The organism is Hominisplanchenecus sp., assembly GCF_046967715.1.
Lineage (GTDB): Bacteria > Bacillota > Clostridia > Lachnospirales > Lachnospiraceae > Hominisplanchenecus > Hominisplanchenecus faecis.
In genome coordinates, this window is the sequence record NZ_JBKVNQ010000005.1 from 42,295 (window position 1) to 59,984 (window position 17,690).

Here is a 17,690-nt window from a genome sequence, read left to right on the forward strand (position 1 = left end):
TTCTTCGATTTGTTTCTTTTGGCTTTATTTTGAAATCATCGTTCCCATATAATAAAATCCGCGGCACTCATCCAGATGCACATCGACGATTTTTCCGATCAAGTCTTCTGTACCCTTAAAATGTACCAGCAGGTTGTTAGTCAGTCTTCCGGTGACAAGGGACGGATCATGGTCATTGACATCTTCCACCAGAACATCCATCGTCTGTCCTTCAAATCTTGCACAGCGTTCTCTCGAAATTTCCTGTACTTCTGCAAGCAGACGGTCAAAACGGTCTTTCACTACATCATCCGGGATCTGATTTTCCATAACAGCTGCCGGGGTTCCGGTACGCTTGGAATAGATAAAGGTAAACGCACTGTCATACTGCACTTCTTTTACCACTTCCATCGTCTCCATAAAATCTTCTTCTGTTTCACCCGGAAAGCCGACAATAATATCCGTTGTCAGAGAAATATCCGGAAGTGCCGCCCGAAGTTTTCGAACCAGTTCCAGATAACGTTCTTTTGTATAATGGCGGTTCATTTTCTTTAAAATAGCACTGCTGCCGGACTGCAGCGGCAGATGAAAATGCGGACAGATTTTCTTTGATTCTTTCATAACCTCAATCAGTTCATCCGACAGATCCTTTGGATGAGAGGTCATAAAACGGATCCGCTTCAGGCCTTCTACCTTTTCTGCTTCTCTTAAAAGAGCTGCAAAAGTCATCGGCTGCTCCAGATTTTTGCCGTAAGAATTGACATTCTGTCCAAGAAGCATCACTTCCACAACGCCATCTGCAACCAGTTTTTTAATCTCACGAATGATATCCTTCGGCTCACGGCTTCTCTCACGTCCTCTGACATATGGAACGATACAGTAACTGCAGAAATTGTTGCAGCCAAACATAATATTGACACCGGATTTGAACGGATATTTTCGCTCCACCGGAAGCTCCTCTACAATCTGCGTGGTATCTTTCCAGATATCGATCACCATACGTTCAGAGATCAGTCTGGTGTAGATCAGCTCTGCAAACTTAAAAATATTGTGTGTTCCAAAAATCAGATCCACGAAACGGTAGCTCTTTTTCAGTTTTTCTACAACTTCCGGCTCCTGCATCATACAGCCGCACAGACCGATCAGCATATGCGGATTTTTCTTTTTCATGCTGTTTAAAGCTCCGAGTCGTCCGTAAACTCGCTGATTTGCATTCTCACGGACCGTACAGGTATTGTAGATCACAAAATCTGCATGTTCGTCTTCTGTCATTACATAACCGATCTTCTCCAGAATACCGATCAGCTTTTCACTGTCCCTCGCATTCATCTGACAGCCAAAGGTCACCGTGCACGCAGTCAGCGGACGTCCCAGTTCTTCTGCTTTCTGTTTCAGGATGGCACGGGCTTTTTTCATAAAATAATACTGTCTCTGCGGTTCTTCCTGTGGCTCCGGACCATTCTCGTCAATGTTCTCTAATATCTTTTCGAATTCTTCGTTGTTTGTCACTAATTTTCTTCCCTTCTATAATTGCAATAACTTTTTCTAATATAACATACGATATTGCAAAAAGCAACGGAAAGGTCTGCTATACTCTTCTGATTTGCCGTGCTCCAGTCTGCCAGCTTCTGAAAGAAGTACATCGGCAGAAAAATGATTGCTGCTGCCAGAACCAATCTTCCAATATCAATATCAAGATCCATATTACAAATCATATACCTGATCATCTCATCTACTCCAATGCAAACATTTTAATTTCTTAAAAATATCTCCCGTCAATTCAACTGCTTTTTCCGTTAAATTTTCTCAGCGTATAACAAACGAACATCTGTTAAACAGATGCCCGTTTGTTATATCATGCTTTACTTTTATCCGATTACTGTCTAGTATATTTTCTGTCTTTCCAGATAAGATACCATGCGATTTTTGCCAATCCAATGGCAAGGAAAAATATACCTAATTTTCCTAACATATCTTTCTATTCCTCCGCTCTTGCTTCCAGGTATTGGCATTATCTATTCCCGTTATCTTTTAACGCACCTGACCGTTTCCATAGATAATGTACTTCGTGGTCGTCAGTGCCGTAAGCCCCATCGGTCCTCTTGCATGGAGTTTCTGTGTACTGATCCCGATCTCAGCCCCAAAGCCAAATTCAAAGCCATCGGTAAATCTTGTGGAGGCATTGACATAGACAGCTGCTGCATCCACTTCTTCAAGAAATTTCTGAGCATTTGCATAATCTCTTGTGATGATCGCCTCGGAATGTCCGGTGTTATAGCGGTTGATATGTGCGATTGCTTCGTCGATGGAAGAAACGGTCTTAACGGAGAGGATATAATCAAGATATTCTTTTCCCCAGTCACTCTCCACAGCCGGAACGATGCCGGAAACGCTTTCCTGTACCTGTTCATCGCCACGGATCTCAACTGATTTTTCATCCAGTTTTGCCTTTAACAGCGGCATCAGTGCTTTTTCCACTTTTTCATGTACCACCAGTGATTCACAGGCATTGCAGACCCCGATCCGCTGTGTCTTTGCATTGAAAATGATATTGACGGCCATGTCAAGATCTGCACTTTCATCGACATAAATATGGCAGTTCCCTGTTCCGGTCTCGATCACCGGAACGGTACTGTTCTCCACAACAGCACGGATCAGTCCCGCACCGCCTCTTGGGATCAGAACATCCAGAAAATCTTTCCGCTTCATCAATGCCGTTGTGACGGCACGGTCGGTATCCTCGATCAGCTGGATCGCATCCTCATCCACTTTGCACGCTCTTAAAGCTTCACGGATCACTTTTACAATGGCAATGTTGGAATGCATCGCATCGCTTCCGCCTTTCAACACGACCACATTTCCTGTTTTAAAGCAGAGTCCGAAGGCATCTGCCGTCACATTCGGTCTGGATTCGTAAATAATGCCAACCACGCCAAGCGGAACACGTTTCTGACCGATCAGCAGTCCGTTCGGGCGTTTTTTCATAGAAAGCACTTCCCCGATCGGGTCTTCCAGCCCTGCGATCTGTACCAGTCCTTCTGCCATCTGGGCAATGCGGTCTTTGGTCAGCAGAAGACGGTCCAGAAGTCCCTGATGCATCCCGGCTTCTTTTCCGGCCTGCATATCTTTTTCATTTTCTGCGATCAGATAATCTGCTTTCTCATTCAATGCATTTGCAACTGCTTCCAGTGCCTGATTCTTTTTTGTTGTCCCAAGCAACTGCATATGCGGCTTCGCAGCCATCGCATACATTCCAATCTCGTCCAGTGTTCGCTTCATTGACAAATCCTCCTTTTTATTTTCCATAAATCATCGTTGGTGTGATCAGCATCTGCGGGCAGATATCATACACATCTGACGGAACCGTTTCTACGATCTGAAAATCCAGTGCCATGGCAACGGTAGCATGCTGTGTATGTCTGCTTAAATAGCGGTCATAAAATCCTTTTCCATATCCGCAGCGGTGGCGATCTTTATCAAATGCCACACCCGGCACCAGAAGCAGTGCCGTCTCATCTGCCGCTTCTTTCAGATTTCTCGTCTCATCCGGTTCCGGTATATTAAAATATCCCGGAGTCACATCATCATAAGAATGAATGTAAAAATATCGCATATCCTCACCGAAAACTTTTGGTGCTGCCACTTTTTTCCCAAGTCTCCATGCTTCTTCAATGATCGGTCTGGTTGATGCTTCTTTGTTGTAATCCATATACACATAAATACAGGAAGCATCCTGAAACTGCGGCAGTGCAAAAATCTTCCCGGCAATCAGAGAACTCTGCTGCTGCACAAATGCTTCACTTGTTTTTGCCCGCTGTGCAAAAACCTGTTTTCTAATGTCCTTTTTTTCCATATTTTTCACCAAGATTTGTAATGCTTCCATCCAGTTCCTGAATATTGATATTGTTCAGCTGTCCGCGAAGGTTTGCCCGGACTGCTTCAATATATTCTCTTCTCAGCACATCGCGTTCTTTTGTCTCGGCACTTGTCAGTCCTTCTGCTTTTGCTTTTCTGGCAAGTTCATTGATTCTTGCTAATTTTTCATCCGTTATCATACTATATTTCTCCTTATTTTATGATGTGGGTGTCAAAAGTCCCCAACTATGATGCCAGAGTCAACTTGCACATTCCCGGCATTATAACATTTTTTCCAGATAATCCATCAGATAAAACTCATCTTTTTTGTGAGAAAGAAAAAGGGTACCGCAGTCCTGTCCTTCGATCACACGATGGATATTTCGGAAATCTTCTCCATTTGCAATGACCATATCCGTGCCTGCTGCGGAAGCGAGCTTTGCCGCTGTCAATTTCGATGCCATACCGCCGGTGCCGACATCGCTTGTAGATGTGCTCTTTCCCATTTTCAGCAAATGGTCATCCAGTTTTTCTACTACATGGATTAATTCCGCATTTGGATTGCTGTTCGGATCATCCGTAAACAGACCGTCAATATCCGACAGCAGGAGCAGCAGATCTGCATCGATCAATGCCGCTACGATCGCAGAAAGCGTATCATTATCACCAAACTGCATCTCATACGTGGAAACCGTATCGTTTTCATTTACAATCGGAATCGCCCCTAATTTTAACAGTTCCTGAAAGGTATTCAGTGCATTAAAACGACTCAGATTGTCCATAACGGTACGTTTGGTCATCAGGATCTGTGCTGCCAGCTGATTGTACTCCGAAAAAAGCTTCTGATAGATCATCATCAGTCTGGCCTGTCCGATTGCAGCACATGCCTGTTTTTCTTTTGTTTCACTTGGTCGGTGTCCGAGACCTGCAGCTCTTCTTCCGACCGCAATCGCCCCCGATGATACCACAATCACATCTTTGCCCATATTATGGAGATCACTGATCTCACGCACCAGAACTTCCAGTTTCGTAAGGTTCAACGCCCCTGTCTCCGGGTGAGTCAGGGACGAAGAACCAATCTTTATCACAATTCGCTTTTTATCTTTTAATATTTCTCTGATACTGCTGTTCATGTTTTCCTCCTGAAGTATCATCCATCTGCTGCTCGTCTGCAGATCATTTTCCATGCTATCTTACACCATTTTGTCAGGTACGTCCAGAGGTCAATTGCCCGGATAAAACAGGAAAAAGCGGAAATACTGAAAAAAAGGAGATGAAAAAGATCATGAAACATTGGCCTATTTATTTTGCGGCAGCATTTCTCTTACTTCTTCTGATTTGCACCGCCTACAATTTAAGCTATCACTATATCACCGGAAATCCGCCTTCCGCCGAAGAATCTGCCGATCATGAAAGTGAAACCATACGCTCTGCTCCGGCAAATGCCGGGAATCCGCATCCGGTATATCAATATTATCTTACAGAAGAACAGGGCTTCGTCTCAATTTATCTGGATGATAAAGAAACGTTGTACGAAAACACCAGCATCCGCTTAAGCAGCCTGCCGGACGCTCTGAAAACAGAAATTAGAAACGGAAAATATATCCGGACCGAAAAAGAACTTTATGATTTTCTGGAAAATTACAGCAGTTAGAAAACAGGTCGTGAACATCAAAGCTCACGGCCTGTTTTTACACATGACTGCTATTACAGTATATTCAGCCGAATCAGAAGATCTGCCAGCAGATCACCTTTTGGAAGTCTGCGGATCTCACGCTCCAGGATACCGCCAAGTTTTACAAGACAGATACCATAGACAACAGCTCCCACGCATACCGCCAGGATCGTTGAGATCGTATTTCCGGCAAACAGATTGAACACTCTGTGTACCAGATATGCGGCAATGCCCATCACACCGGCCGCGATCACCGGAACCAGGAAGGTCTTTTTAATCTCCTGGCGATAGTGCAGTTTTTTGCGGATGGAACGTGCATTGAGCAGACAGATGATCAGTCCGAAAATAATGTTTGCATAGACTACTCCATAAATGTTCCATTTAAACTTTACAACAAACAGAACTAAAAATCCAAGATGGATCGCCACGGCTGTCGCTGCATGCACAAGCGGTGCCTGCATCTCACCAAGTCCCTGTAAAATACCGGTGGTAAGCGTAGACAGTGCCAGAAGGACGGTCAGAAGTGCTCCGCTTTGCATAATGCCTGCCGCAAGGGCCAGACTGTCGTTGTTTCCGTAGAGCATCATCATGATTGGTCTTGCCAGTGCCGCCATACCGACTGCACACGGGATTGTAAATACCATGGTATAGCGGATCGTATCGCGGGTCCGAAGTCCGGCTTCCCGTAAATCATTGTTCGCCATCGCCTCTGTCAGAGCCGGTACAACCGAAGGTGCCAGACAGGATGCGATCGACAGCGGGACGTTCATCAACACGCGGAATTTACCGCTGTAGATGCCCCAGACGGTTGCATACTGTTTCTGGGTAAATCCCATGCCTGCCAGAATGTGGTTGAACACGCCCTGGTCGATGATCGTGCTGATATTATATACCAGCGTACTGAGCACGATTGGAAGAATAGTGTAAGTAATCGCACGGTAAATGGCACGGTCAGATTCTCTTCTTCTTGTTTTGTCCTTTTTCATGCGGCGTTTGAAACCGTTACGATAGCCAAGATAGATCACTATCATAAACAGCAGTGCCACACCGACGCTGGCGACCGTTCCAAATGTACCTCCTGCTGCTGCAAGTGCGGTTCCAAGCTCCGCATCGCCTTTTTTCTCACCAAGCTTCAGGCCGTACTGCAGCATCACATAAGCACCGGCTACCGAAACGATGGCATTGATGATCTGCTCAATGATCTGCGACACCGCTGTCGGGACCATCGTACCGTGTCCCTGGAAGAATCCACGCAGTACACCGGTCAGTGCAAAAAGAAAGATCGCCGGTGCAAGGACACGAAGTGCATAGCTTGCAAGCTCCACCCCCATCACATACTTGGTGATCACACCGCCAAGCAGGAAAGTCAGAATGGAAAGAATACCGCCTGTCACGGCCGCAAAACGCAGGGAACAGATCAGAACCTTGTAGGAATTTTTCACTTCTCCTGCATACTCCCGCTCTGCTACCAGCCTGGATACAGCAAGCGGAAGGCTGAAAGAAGAAATCATCAGGATAATAGTATAAATCTCATTTGCGGTAGAATAATAACCGTTTCCGTCATCCCCCAAAATGTGAGTGAGCGGAATACGGTAGATCATACCGATTGCTTTTGCGACAAAGGAGGCGATTACAAGAATCGTCCCCTGTGCCAGAAAATTTGTTTTGCTTGAACTCTTTTTACTCATATTTTATCATACCTCTTTGTTCCCGCGGGCAGCGAACCAGGCAGACGCACCTGCGACGGGGTATATTTTCTGTATTTTTTTATTCGATCACGATCTGGTCTTCTTTTGTATCATAAACAACACATACCCAGGTCTTTCCCTGATTGATGGTAATCTCATTTCCATCTTCATCAAAATAACGTGCCGGACTCTCAATATCATCCTTGGTCCAGGTACATTTTTCGTAAGTTCCCTTTGTGAAGACATACGCGGTACCACCTTTTTCTGCCTCAATGGCAAGGTATCCGTGATCATCCAGCGGATAACATTCGCAAAGCTGGAAAATGACATTATCGTATTTCAGCTGATCTCCGGTCAGCTGATCGATCTGTGCGTCGCCATACTGATAACGATAGTATACACCTTCATCTGCATTATAGTCAAACCACGGTTCATTTACTTCATATCCCGGTTCAATATGGGTTGCCGGATCTGTAAAGGTGACGGTCTGATCGTCGCCCGCAAACTGATAATGACCATCGTAATCCTTATCATACTCTCGGCTGTAACACAGTTTTTTTGTCGCTTCGATCAGACGGTCGGCACTGGTATAACAGTTGTGCGGAGACGGTCTGTCATCCGTGCGGTAAAACGTCTCTTCTCCGGCATATCCATAAAGCTGTCCAAATCCCTCCTGAGAAGAAAGTCCGCTGATGTTGTCAATGTTGCTGTTCAGAATTTCACACGCATAAACAGCCTGTCCATAATGTACATACAATGCATCAAATTCTTTTGCAAAATGCACATAATACTCACGACAGCTTCGAACAGAACCAATCTTCTCCATCCCGTCGTAGTCTTCAAAAATACCCATCAGTCTTGTGATCGCACCTTCTACCGGAGCTTCGTATACCACATCGGCACGTTCGATACCGGCCTGCGGAATGGCACCGTAAATGTTATTGAGCATGATCGCATACGGTCTTTTCCGACCGATCTTTTTATCAACGATCTTTCCGGTCAGGTAGCTGCGTACTTTTCCTTTCGGCAGTGCCTCTCCCTGATCAAACGTTCCCGCTTCGGTTGCAACCGTTTCGGTTTCCGTTTCAGTCTGCGTTTCCGTCTGCGTCTGTGTCTGTGTCTCGGTTTCCGGTGCTTTCTGTGCACAGCCTCCAAGTACGGCACTTGCCATCAGTACAGCCGCCAGAACTGCTAATTTCTTTTTCATTCTTTCTTCCCCCTATCTTGTAATTCCCATGGATTCCAGGACATCTGCCTGTTTCTTTTCCATACGTTTTGCTTCCTGCTCTTCCATATGATCGTATCCGACCAGATGCAGAAGACTGTGTACAATCAAAAAAGCATACTCCCTAAGCGGAGAATGGCCGTAGCTTTCTGCCTGCTGCAACACCTTGTCACCGGATATCACGATATCGCCAAGCAGTAGTTCTCCCGTTTCCGGATGAAAACAGTCTGCCCCTTCCTCCTCCAGAAATGCAAAATCACCTTCTGTGACATAGTCTGTCATCGGAAAAGACAGCACATCAGTGGCACGGTCAATATCACGTTGTTCTTTGTTGATCTGGTGGATGGTCTCATCATCGGTCAGCAGAAGGCTTACTTCTGCCTCATAAGGACAGCCAAGATAATCCATTGTAAATGTAAATACCTTTTCCGCCACTTCCCTGGCATCAAACGGCAGCTCTTTTTCGTACTCGCTCTCAAAATTCAGTGTCATGATTTTCTCCTTGTTGTACCCGTCGAAGTCTTCGTTTTGCTCTTCACCGTTCTGTCTGTCTTTTTCTGTACAGCTTTCTTTTCGTATTCCTCATAGGCCTGCACAATCTTCTGCACCAGCGGATGACGTACAACGTCTTTGCTGGTCAGTTCACAGAACGAAATCCCATCTACTTTTTTCAGGACTTTCATGGCTACATCCAGTCCGGAAGCGGCACTGGATGGAAGGTCTTTCTGCGTTTTGTCACCAGTGATGATAACTTTTGAGCCAAAACCGATTCTTGTTAAGAACATTTTCATCTGTGCCGGCGTCGTATTCTGTGCCTCATCCAGAATGATAAAGGCATTGTCCAGAGTCCTTCCCCGCATATAGGCAAGCGGTGCTACTTCAATCAATCCTTTTTCCATGTTTTTGGCAAAACTTTCCGGTCCCATGATCTGATACAGTGCATCATAGAGCGGACGCAGATACGGATCAATCTTGCTTTGCAGATCCCCCGGCAGAAATCCAAGCTTTTCTCCTGCCTCGATCGCGGGCCTGGTCAGAATGATCCTGCCGACCTCATCGTTTTTAAATGCCTGGATCGCCATCGCCATGGCCAGATAAGTCTTTCCGGTTCCGGCAGGACCGATCCCGAAAACAATCATCTTTTTGCGGATTGCATCAACATACTGCTTCTGTCCAAGCGTCTTTGGTTTAATCGGCTTTCCGTTGATCGTATGGCAGATCGTATCCTGGTCGATCGCAGAAAGTGCTTCTTCTTTATCCTCATAAGAAAGTGCGATCGCATAGTCAACATTCTGTTCCTGAATAATATTTCCATGCTTTGACAGTTCGATCAGCTGTTCAAAAATCTTCCTGGCTTTGTTCACTGCCGTCTCCCCGCCGATGATCTTTAAAACGCCATCACGGTTCACAACGGTGATATTCAGTGCCCGCTCCATCTTTTTTATATGCTGGTCAAATTGTCCGAAAACATTTGTTTCATGCTCCGCCGGAACAGAAATACTTGCTTCTACAATACTCATTCCGTTGTTATCCTTTCTACACTTTTTCCGGCCTTCTCTATCAAAATAACAGACCCTTTTGCGATGCAATAGTTTGTATCAAATTCTATTTTAACATTATTTTCAAATATTTGAACCCCTTTTTCCTGAATTTTATTCAGAAAATCATACAGATCTTTTTCAGCCATGGCAGATGCTTCTTCTTCTGTCAATGTCACCGTTTCGTATGTATACTCGAAAAACTGCTGCTTTTCAAAAGAAACCGGAAGATAAAAATTCTGAAAAATGCATAGTGGATGCATCTCTGTCACCGTATCAAACGTCTGCATTTTTTTGCCGGCACCCGGCAGATACATCTGCCATTTTCCGACTCGAAGTCCGATCTTTTGTTTCTCTTTTCCGCTGTAATGCTTCTCTTTTCTCTTTAATCGTATCTTTTCCCGATATTCATAAGAAGTTTTAAGAAAAATATCTGCATCCGAAGCACAGTACTGATAACCGGATACTTCCCCGGAGTCATCCAGGATCTCCAGCTCTCCTTTCACAAGCAAGTCACCCTTTTTCACCGTGTCACCGACTGACACCATTGGTACTCCTTTTCTTGTGATCATGGATGTTATGACACCGTTTTTATCTGCGATCAGATCCGTGGGCAGATTTGCAGGATTTGTTCCTTCTGTTTCTTTTTTTTCATTATTTTCCACATTTGCCTCAGGATCTGTGCTCTCTTTTACCTGGATCAGCAGTCTGGTTCCTTCCTGTTTTACGGAAACCCAGGTAAAAGCATCAAACTGTTTTCGCAGCATCGCCGCCAGTTCTTTGCAGTCGATCACGGAAATACGAGTGCCGTTTTCAATATGCACGGTTTCCAGATAGCGACAGATCTGTCCTCTTGTAATCTGCTGATTTCCCTCAATATCGATCCGCCACAAAAAGCAGGACATGAAATACAGAAGCAGGATACCGCACAGCAGTCCGGCAAACAGCATCTTTTTCTTCCGGCAGCGATATAAAAAAAACGGCAGTCCCTGCCGCCGTATGATCCTCACTCTGGTTCTGCTTTTTTTCACAAGCGGACGCAGCATGCGAAATCCCTGAACCGAAATATCCATCTCATAGGCATTTCCATGATACTCCAGATTCCACAGTGCAATTCCATGATTTGCACAGAGATTTAAAAAGCGGTCATAACTTTCACCTGTTACGCTTATCCTCAGCATCCCTTTTCGGTATAAAAGAAGCTTCAAAACCAAGCTTTTGCCTCCTTATAAATAGCGGATCTGGTCGATCTGTCCGGTAATTTTCATCTCTTCTGAGGTATAAAACGGAATCTGAAGGTATCTGCCTTCGATCAAAATCCTTCCCTGCTTCCCGAGGATCAAAATACCGCAGTCTGTATATTCTAAAATCCCCCTGAAATTCTCTATGTATACCTCTTCTCTTCCGGTTATCTGAAGAAGAACGGCTCCTCTGGAGAGATCCTCCGGTATCTGGGCAGATTCTAAAATACGCTGCCGGATCGCTTTCTTTTTCGAACTCATACCGCTGTCATCACCTTTTATTATGCAGTTTATGTGATGCGTTTCCAAAAAATACCTGCCCTTTGCTTTCTTAGTTTCTCCTGCTGATCTGTTTTACGATCCTTTTTGGAAATCAGCAGCTCTTTTGATCATGATGAAAAAAAATAATGCCGTACCAGGTAACGGTATGACGGTCATAAAAATATTCGATGCCGCATTTTTCTGCCGCATCCGTCACTAAAATCCCCTGACTCTCAATACATGGGATCATATGTTCCGGATGGCGGCAACTTTCAGGGTATGCACACTGGCTGCAGATTGCACAGGATTCGGAAGAAAGAGCAAAGTATGCTTCGGATAACTGCTCCAGTTCCTGACAGATCGCGTGGACAACCTCTTCATGCTCCGGCCTGGTTGCAAGCGTCTCTTCCATATCGTCAATATCTTCCACTTCCGAGAGCGTCGTAAACACCAGTGCATACTGATAAGAAATGCAGTGTTTTTTACAGTCCGCAACCTCTCCCACAGCCGGCGGGCAGGACCAGGACTTTCCATACCTTGGACACTCCTTTTCGCAGATATACCGCACTTTATCTGAAAACAGAATATCCTCACTTTTCAGAAATCCATACTGACAAATTGGATAATCTGCAAGAAATGCTTCGATCTTTTCAAACAGATCCGCTTCACTTATCTTCATTTTTTTCACTTCTTTCTTGTTCTGCCGCATTTTCTGAACCTGTCGTTTTACAGACGACCGCCGACTCCAGACGATGTTCTTTAATGGAAAGAATCTTGATATGCAGTCCGCATGCATCGACCTCAAACTGTGTTCCATCGGATGGGATCGTTCCGTATATGCCAAAGACAAAACCGCCAAAGGTATCATAATCCTCCACCGGAAGTTCCACTTCCAGTGCCTCCGCAGCATCTTCCAGATCTACACCGCCGTCAATCTTCCAGGTATCCTTTGAAATCCGGGAGATTTTCGGCTCTTCGGCAAGCTCTGCCAAATCATCTTCCAGATCCCCGACCAGCTGCTCTAACAGATCGTTCATCGTGACAATACCTACCATGCCGCCATACTCATCCAGAACCACCGCAAAATGGTTATGTGAGACTTTCATCCGCCGAAACAGAACATCTGCTTTTACCGATTTCGGGATAAACTGAGCCGGTTTCACGGCATGCTTCATAATGAAATCCTTTGTCCGCCCGCGGAACCGGAAGAAATCCTTGATATTCAATACGCCGACCACATGATCAACCGTCTCTTCGCAGACCGGATAAACGGTGTGGCGGCTGTCGTGAATGGTCTCCTCCCACTGTTGCAGCGTCTCATCCGTCCACAGAAGCGTGATGTCTGTCCGATGCGTGGCAAACTCATCCACTGCCATGTCATCAAATTCAAACAGATTTTGGATGATCTCATTTTCCTCCAAATCGATCACACCTTTTTTGCTTCCGGCATCTGCCATTTTCCGTATCTCTTCCTCGCTGACTTCCACCGCCTCCGCATTTGGATCGATCCCGAAAAGACGTAACAGAAGATTTGTAGTCGCATTTAAAAGAGCCGTAAACGGCGAAAAAACGATCCAGAACACTTCCAGAAGCTCGCTCATCCGAAATGCCAGCTTCTGCCCCCGTTTTGCCGCAAGACGCTTTGGCAGCAGGATACCAAAGACCAGCACCACATAGGAAAGCAAAAACGTGATCAGCACCAGAAAGATATTATGCCAGACTTTTGCCGAAACCAGGTGTGCAAATTGCTCCATCACAAGACCGGTCATCCACAGTGCAAGCAGATCTGCCGTAAAGGCACTGATCAGAAATCCGCACAGTGTGATCACCGCCTGGATCATGGTCAGAAATTTCTCCGGCTGTCTTAAAAATTTCAAAAGTCTTTCTGCTTTTTTGTTTTTTTCTTCCGCCATTTTCTCCAGTTCCGATGCATCCAGTGAGATCACTGCGATCTCCGCACAAGAACAGAACGCATCAATGGCGATCAGAACCAGGATCAAAATTATTTTTCCTATCAAAGGACTGTCTGCAATCATAAATGCTCCCTCACTCTGTCTTTTTTGAGAATCCCGCCCCCGCGATCAGCTCCTGTTCATCAAACAGCTGTGCCACCGTTTCCTCGTACGTCGAGACACTCTTCGTCTTTTTGATCTTCTTTGCATATTTCGAAGAAGCGGTAAACATATCTGCCGCATAGTACCAGAATTCTTTCATTTTAAACATGGCATTTTTATCATCCTGAAATGCTTCCCGGTATGCTTCAAAAATGCAGTCATGGAATACACGAAACCTCATCTTGTCCATGGCATTTTTGCCTTTTATTTCACCGATCAGTTCCGGATTGGCAAGCACTCCGCGTCCAAACATTACTGCCGGAACTTTTGGATACTGCTCCCTGAATCTTTCAAAATCTGCTTTTCGGAACAGATCTCCATTGTAACAGAGACTGTTTTTGCTGTTTTGGCAGGCATATGCAAACGTTTCCATATCCGGCGTTCCATTATAATACATGCACTGTACACGTGGATGTATGATCAGTTCTTCAAATGGGAACTGATTGTATACCGAAAGCAGATCCTGAAATTCCTCTGCATGTTCCAGACCGATCCTCGTTTTCACTGAAATTTTGATCTTTATTTCCCGAAAAACTTCATCAAAAAAAAATTGCAGTGTCTCAGGATCTGAAAGAAACCCGGCTCCTCTGCCTTTGGTGACAACCGTTCTGGACGGACAACCCAGATTTAAATTGACTTCCTGATAACCATATTCTTCCAGAGCCTTTGTCATGGCAATAAAATCTGCTGCTTTGTTTGTCATGATTTGTGGGACAAGATGGATGTTCTGATTATGCTCGGGAAGGATATCGGCCTTTTCTTTTGCACTGAACTGTTTTCCGCTGTTTGGTTTCGGAACCAGAAACGGGGAAAAATATTTATCGGCCGGTGTAAAAAGCCTGGTATGTGCATTGCGGAAAATATATCCCGTGATCCCCTCAAGCGGTGCAAGATAATATCTCATAATACTGCTTCCGTCTCCTCTAATCTTTCGTAAAACTGTTCATAGAAATCCCTTGTCCTGTCATAGTTTCGCACATAAAACGTATTCAAAATTCCCATGGATACCGCTTTTCTGCTTTCATCCGACGAATCGTTTTCCAGAATCTCCTCCTGCTTTTTCAGATAAGCATGCCAGTCAGAAATAAATTTATCATGGCGTGCAGGATCTGGAATATCGATCCATTTTTTCACTTTCACCTTGAGCCGGTCTTTCTTTTCACACTCGTAGACTTGCAAAAAATAGCGAAATCCTTTTTCCTCATAGATTCTGCCAAGCGGAAAGAGACGACAGATATCCGGTCTTGCCCCATGGATCGTGCATCGCCCGGAATCATTCAAAAAAGCACAGGCTTCCTTTTCACCACGCATGGCCAGGTTCGGCAGGATCACACCGTCCGCCAGATTCAGTTCCACACCTTTTGTCATCAGTTCTCCAAAAGAAGCGTTCAGCTCCTTTTCAAGCCGGTAAATATCAAGCGGTGTCAGCACGATCGAAGTGCCCATCCCATGACAGCAGGCAGAACATCCCTCACATCCCCTGCAGTCTGCTTTTACCATATCATTTGGCCCATACAGCTTTCCGTCTGAAATTTCTTTTATATCGATATTACGTTTCACCTTTCTCCCTCCTCATATTGACATCTGCTCCTGTTAAGAGTACTATAAATTTCAAGAATATTCAACAAAAATCAACCAAACAAGGAGTAGATCTATGAACCCTGTACAGGAAACCGTTTTATTATATTACCCGAAGAAGCCAAAATACCTGCCGAAAATCAAATCCATCTTCGTTCAGCTCGGTATCCAGTTTCGTATTCTGGATGCCGCATCTACTGCTCAGAAGATCGGCTATCTCACCGGTCGTACAGGCTTCGAAAAAAGTACTTCCGATGTCCCTTTTTCAAAAATTCCACAATCTGTGCTGGTGATGGATCATTTTTCTGGTGTGCGAATGGATGTGCTGTTTTCTTATTTGAAAAAAGCCGGCATTCCTTCCATCGACCTGAAGGCGATCGTGACCGATACCAATGCAGACTGGACATTTTTCGCACTCTATCAGGAGATTGCAAAAGAACATGCACGGATGCATGCAAGAAGAGCAATCGTCACACGTATCGAAGAGTCGGATTTTGGATGTGAAGGACGACCGGATGGGGTGATTGCAATGGATCATGTTTACCTGCGTTATGAGCAGGAATCCGAAGAATTCTGCCTGATGGCAGAAGATAATCAGCTCTATGCAGATCATATCGATGAAAACAGTACGGTTCTCGTAACCGCAGATGGGAAAATTCTGCCGCTGTAAATACAGCAGTTAAAATGAATCCCCTGGTATATCTCTGGTTGTTTTTTCATATAAATAACCAATTTCATACCAGGGGGTTTTTTATGTCTGTTTTTCCGTTCAAAAAAGCAGCTGTCACACTCTTGCTTCTGACAGCCGCCTACTTTTCCGGATTCGGGATCCATTATCTGTTTTCACAGCCGACCACGGTACTTCCTGCCTCATCTTCTTCAGAAGGCAACTGGGGACTCAGTTTTCAGGAAGAAGGTGTGCGGCCTGTCGGCAACGCCACGCCTTCTGAGCTTGCAAAATATCAGGCAGCCTACGCAGATGAAACAGACGAAAAAGTCATTTACCTCACCTTTGATGCCGGATATGAAAACGGCAATCTGCCTGCTATTCTGGATGCCCTGAAAAACCATCAGGCGGTTGGCACTTTCTTTGTCGTCGGAAATTTTCTGGAAACCAGTCCGGAACTTACCAAACGCATGGTAGCGGAAGGTCACATCGTCGGCAACCACACTTATCATCATCCGGATATGTCTAAAATCTCCACAAAGGAAGCTTTTGAAAAAGAGTTGAATGATGTGAAAACACTTTTTCAGTCGATCACCGGAAGCGAAATGGCTCACTACTACCGCCCACCTCAGGGAAAATACAGCACCTCCAACCTTGAAATGGCAAAAGAACTTGGCTACAAAACCTTCTTCTGGAGTCTCGCCTACGTGGACTGGATTCAAGATGAGCAGCCAACAAAAGAGCAGGCTTTTTCCAAACTTTTAAGCCGCATCCATCCGGGAGCCGTAGTTTTGCTTCACAGCACCTCTTCTACGAATGCAGCCATTCTCGATGAACTTCTGACAAAATGGGAAGAAATGGGGTATCATTTCGCTCCGTTATCTGAACTTGCTGACAAACTGTAGATCAGAGGTGCACAGAAGAATGCCGGGGCATTCTTAAGCACTACATAATAAACATAGCATCCCCAAAGGAGAAGAAACGATAACGCTCTTTTACCGCTTCCTCGTAAGCAGCCATGATCTTATCTTTTCCGGCCAGTGCGGAAACCAGCATCATCAGTGTAGACTCCGGCAGGTGGAAGTTTGTGATCAGACGGTCGATCATTTTAAACGGATAACCAGGATAAATAAAGATGTCCGTCCATCCGCTTCCTGCTTTTAAAATACCGTTTTCATCGGTTGCCGACTCCAGCGTACGGCAGCTTGTCGTTCCGACTGCCACAATCTTCCCGCCTTCTTTTTTCACACGGTTGATCAGCTCCGCCTGCTCCGGCTCCACAATGTAAAACTCCGAGTGCATGTGATGATCTGTCACATCTTCTACCTTGACCGGACGAAAGGTTCCAAGTCCGACATGTAAAGTCACATGTGCAATGTGAACGCCTTTCTTTTTGATTTCTTCCAACAGTTCTGGTGTAAAATGCAGTCCGGCTGTCGGTGCTGCGGCAGATCCATCGTGCTTTGCATACACCGTCTGATAACGGTTTTTGTCCTTGAGCTGGTGATGGATGTACGGCGGCAGCGGCATCTGTCCCAGTTTATCCAGGATTTCCTCAAAAATCCCCTCATACTCAAAACGGATCAGACGGTTTCCTTCGTCAACCACATCGATCACCTCACCGATCAGCAGCCCTTCGCCAAAACTGATTCTTGCACCGACACGACATTTCTTCCCCGGTTTTACCAGCGTCTCCCAGACATTATTCTCTCTTCTTTTTAGAAGCAGTACTTCAATCTTTGCATCCGTTCCGATCTTGCTTCCATAGAGTCTTGCCGGGATTACTTTCGTATTGTTGACTACCAGACAGTCTCCCGGGTTCAGATATTCAATGATATCACGAAAAACGCGATGCTGCGTCTTTCCGCT

At 45.2% G+C, this 17,690-nt stretch carries 20 protein-coding genes; 3 read left to right on the forward strand and 17 right to left on the reverse strand.

Annotated features, from left to right (window positions below; translation table 11 throughout):
* Positions 1–24: 24 nt before the first annotated feature.
* The 6 genes from miaB to proB all read right to left on the reverse strand — a co-directional run bounded on the left by miaB (position 25) and on the right by proB (position 4,967).
* The gene (miaB, locus tag ACLTL4_RS01475; RefSeq protein ID WP_412291075.1) at positions 25–1,488 is read right to left on the reverse strand and encodes a tRNA (N6-isopentenyl adenosine(37)-C2)-methylthiotransferase MiaB; all 1,464 of its coding nucleotides are present in this window, start codon (positions 1,486–1,488) and stop codon (positions 25–27) included.
* Positions 1,488–1,694, reverse strand: coding sequence for a hypothetical protein (locus ACLTL4_RS01480; protein WP_412320166.1), 207 nt, complete (start codon positions 1,692–1,694; stop codon positions 1,488–1,490). Before ACLTL4_RS01480 ends, miaB begins: the two co-directional genes overlap by 1 nt.
* 316 nt (positions 1,695–2,010) lie before the next feature.
* Positions 2,011–3,258: a glutamate-5-semialdehyde dehydrogenase gene (locus ACLTL4_RS01485; RefSeq protein ID WP_147631418.1), complete on the reverse strand. Its 1,248-nt coding sequence runs from the start codon at positions 3,256–3,258 to the stop codon at positions 2,011–2,013.
* Between the two features lie 16 nt (positions 3,259–3,274).
* Positions 3,275–3,832, reverse strand: coding sequence for a 5-formyltetrahydrofolate cyclo-ligase (locus ACLTL4_RS01490; RefSeq protein ID WP_412291073.1), 558 nt, complete (start codon positions 3,830–3,832; stop codon positions 3,275–3,277).
* The gene (locus ACLTL4_RS01495; RefSeq protein ID WP_179963772.1) at positions 3,813–4,034 is read right to left on the reverse strand and encodes a DUF896 domain-containing protein; all 222 of its coding nucleotides are present in this window, start codon (positions 4,032–4,034) and stop codon (positions 3,813–3,815) included. The genes ACLTL4_RS01490 and ACLTL4_RS01495 overlap by 20 nt, the downstream gene beginning before the upstream one ends.
* Before the next feature lie 81 nt (positions 4,035–4,115).
* Positions 4,116–4,967 carry a glutamate 5-kinase gene (proB, locus tag ACLTL4_RS01500; protein WP_022118626.1) on the reverse strand — a complete coding sequence of 284 codons (852 nt, stop codon included), beginning with the start codon at positions 4,965–4,967 and terminating at the stop codon, positions 4,116–4,118.
* A gap of 152 nt (positions 4,968–5,119) precedes the next feature.
* Here proB and ACLTL4_RS01505 point away from each other — a divergent pair, with 152 nt between their 5' ends.
* Positions 5,120–5,488 (forward strand): hypothetical protein, encoded by a 369-nt coding sequence (locus tag ACLTL4_RS01505; protein WP_412291072.1) that lies wholly within the window; start codon positions 5,120–5,122, stop codon positions 5,486–5,488.
* 53 nt (positions 5,489–5,541) lie between these two features.
* Here the strand turns inward: ACLTL4_RS01505 and ACLTL4_RS01510 are convergent, their stop codons facing one another.
* From ACLTL4_RS01510 to ACLTL4_RS01555, 10 genes are all read right to left on the reverse strand, one after another.
* Positions 5,542–7,197, reverse strand: coding sequence for a polysaccharide biosynthesis protein (locus ACLTL4_RS01510; RefSeq protein ID WP_173865597.1), 1,656 nt, complete (start codon positions 7,195–7,197; stop codon positions 5,542–5,544).
* A 79-nt stretch (positions 7,198–7,276) separates the two neighbouring features.
* Entirely contained in the window at positions 7,277–8,404 is a 1,128-nt protein-coding gene (locus ACLTL4_RS01515) for a DUF3048 domain-containing protein (protein ID WP_022118629.1), read from the reverse strand.
* 12 nt (positions 8,405–8,416) lie between these two features.
* Entirely contained in the window at positions 8,417–8,914 is a 498-nt protein-coding gene (gene ybeY / locus ACLTL4_RS01520; protein ID WP_022118630.1) for an rRNA maturation RNase YbeY, read from the reverse strand.
* Positions 8,911–9,942 (reverse strand): PhoH family protein, encoded by a 1,032-nt coding sequence (locus ACLTL4_RS01525; protein ID WP_022118631.1) that lies wholly within the window; start codon positions 9,940–9,942, stop codon positions 8,911–8,913. Before ACLTL4_RS01525 ends, ybeY begins: the two co-directional genes overlap by 4 nt.
* A complete protein-coding gene (gene yqfD / locus ACLTL4_RS01530) occupies positions 9,939–11,174 on the reverse strand; it encodes a sporulation protein YqfD (protein WP_412320167.1) in 1,236 nt (411 codons plus the stop codon). The genes ACLTL4_RS01525 and yqfD overlap by 4 nt, the downstream gene beginning before the upstream one ends.
* A gap of 12 nt (positions 11,175–11,186) precedes the next feature.
* Positions 11,187–11,462, reverse strand: coding sequence for a YabP/YqfC family sporulation protein (locus ACLTL4_RS01535; RefSeq protein WP_022119797.1), 276 nt, complete (start codon positions 11,460–11,462; stop codon positions 11,187–11,189).
* 112 nt (positions 11,463–11,574) lie between these two features.
* Positions 11,575–12,141, reverse strand: a complete 567-nt coding sequence (locus ACLTL4_RS01540; RefSeq protein ID WP_147631411.1) for a DUF2284 domain-containing protein — start codon at positions 12,139–12,141, stop codon at positions 11,575–11,577.
* Positions 12,128–13,498 carry a hemolysin family protein gene (locus tag ACLTL4_RS01545; RefSeq protein ID WP_412290655.1) on the reverse strand — a complete coding sequence of 457 codons (1,371 nt, stop codon included), beginning with the start codon at positions 13,496–13,498 and terminating at the stop codon, positions 12,128–12,130. The genes ACLTL4_RS01540 and ACLTL4_RS01545 overlap by 14 nt, the downstream gene beginning before the upstream one ends.
* 10 nt (positions 13,499–13,508) lie before the next feature.
* Positions 13,509–14,480 carry a tRNA dihydrouridine synthase gene (locus tag ACLTL4_RS01550; protein WP_022119613.1) on the reverse strand — a complete coding sequence of 324 codons (972 nt, stop codon included), beginning with the start codon at positions 14,478–14,480 and terminating at the stop codon, positions 13,509–13,511.
* Complete coding sequence (locus ACLTL4_RS01555; RefSeq protein WP_022119612.1) at positions 14,477–15,136, reverse strand: YkgJ family cysteine cluster protein; 660 nt, start codon at positions 15,134–15,136, stop codon at positions 14,477–14,479. Before ACLTL4_RS01555 ends, ACLTL4_RS01550 begins: the two co-directional genes overlap by 4 nt.
* Before the next feature lie 94 nt (positions 15,137–15,230).
* On the opposite strand from ACLTL4_RS01555, the gene ACLTL4_RS01560 reads away from it, so the two are divergent.
* A complete protein-coding gene (locus tag ACLTL4_RS01560) occupies positions 15,231–15,824 on the forward strand; it encodes a DUF3783 domain-containing protein (RefSeq protein ID WP_412290653.1) in 594 nt (197 codons plus the stop codon).
* Between the two features lie 83 nt (positions 15,825–15,907).
* Complete coding sequence (locus ACLTL4_RS01565; RefSeq protein WP_215660816.1) at positions 15,908–16,726, forward strand: polysaccharide deacetylase family protein; 819 nt, start codon at positions 15,908–15,910, stop codon at positions 16,724–16,726.
* Between the two features lie 40 nt (positions 16,727–16,766).
* On the opposite strand, the gene queA is transcribed toward ACLTL4_RS01565, so the two are convergent.
* A partial coding sequence (queA, locus tag ACLTL4_RS01570) for a tRNA preQ1(34) S-adenosylmethionine ribosyltransferase-isomerase QueA (protein ID WP_412320168.1) occupies positions 16,767–17,690 on the reverse strand: 924 nt, incomplete at its 5' end.

Bases quoted from the DNA above. Each gene is read 5' to 3' on its own strand.
- ACLTL4_RS01480 (WP_412320166.1), bottom strand. From the start codon at position 1,694: ATGATTTGTAATATGGATCTTGATATTGATATTGGAAGATTGGTTCTG.
- ACLTL4_RS01485 (WP_147631418.1), bottom strand. From the start codon at position 3,258: ATGAAGCGAACACTGGACGAGATTGGAATGTATGCGATGGCTGCGAAG.
- ACLTL4_RS01490 (WP_412291073.1), bottom strand. From the start codon at position 3,832: ATGGAAAAAAAGGACATTAGAAAACAGGTTTTTGCACAGCGGGCAAAA.
- ACLTL4_RS01495 (WP_179963772.1), bottom strand. From the start codon at position 4,034: ATGATAACGGATGAAAAATTAGCAAGAATCAATGAACTTGCCAGAAAA.
- proB (WP_022118626.1), bottom strand. From the start codon at position 4,967: ATGAACAGCAGTATCAGAGAAATATTAAAAGATAAAAAGCGAATTGTG.
- ACLTL4_RS01505 (WP_412291072.1), top strand. From the start codon at position 5,120: ATGAAACATTGGCCTATTTATTTTGCGGCAGCATTTCTCTTACTTCTT.
- ACLTL4_RS01510 (WP_173865597.1), bottom strand. From the start codon at position 7,197: ATGAGTAAAAAGAGTTCAAGCAAAACAAATTTTCTGGCACAGGGGACG.
- ACLTL4_RS01515 (WP_022118629.1), bottom strand. From the start codon at position 8,404: ATGAAAAAGAAATTAGCAGTTCTGGCGGCTGTACTGATGGCAAGTGCC.
- ybeY (WP_022118630.1), bottom strand. From the start codon at position 8,914: ATGACACTGAATTTTGAGAGCGAGTACGAAAAAGAGCTGCCGTTTGAT.
- ACLTL4_RS01525 (WP_022118631.1), bottom strand. From the start codon at position 9,942: ATGAGTATTGTAGAAGCAAGTATTTCTGTTCCGGCGGAGCATGAAACA.
- ACLTL4_RS01535 (WP_022119797.1), bottom strand. From the start codon at position 11,462: ATGAGTTCGAAAAAGAAAGCGATCCGGCAGCGTATTTTAGAATCTGCC.
- ACLTL4_RS01540 (WP_147631411.1), bottom strand. From the start codon at position 12,141: ATGAAGATAAGTGAAGCGGATCTGTTTGAAAAGATCGAAGCATTTCTT.
- ACLTL4_RS01545 (WP_412290655.1), bottom strand. From the start codon at position 13,498: ATGATTGCAGACAGTCCTTTGATAGGAAAAATAATTTTGATCCTGGTT.
- ACLTL4_RS01550 (WP_022119613.1), bottom strand. From the start codon at position 14,480: ATGAGATATTATCTTGCACCGCTTGAGGGGATCACGGGATATATTTTC.
- ACLTL4_RS01560 (WP_412290653.1), top strand. From the start codon at position 15,231: ATGAACCCTGTACAGGAAACCGTTTTATTATATTACCCGAAGAAGCCA.
- ACLTL4_RS01565 (WP_215660816.1), top strand. From the start codon at position 15,908: ATGTCTGTTTTTCCGTTCAAAAAAGCAGCTGTCACACTCTTGCTTCTG.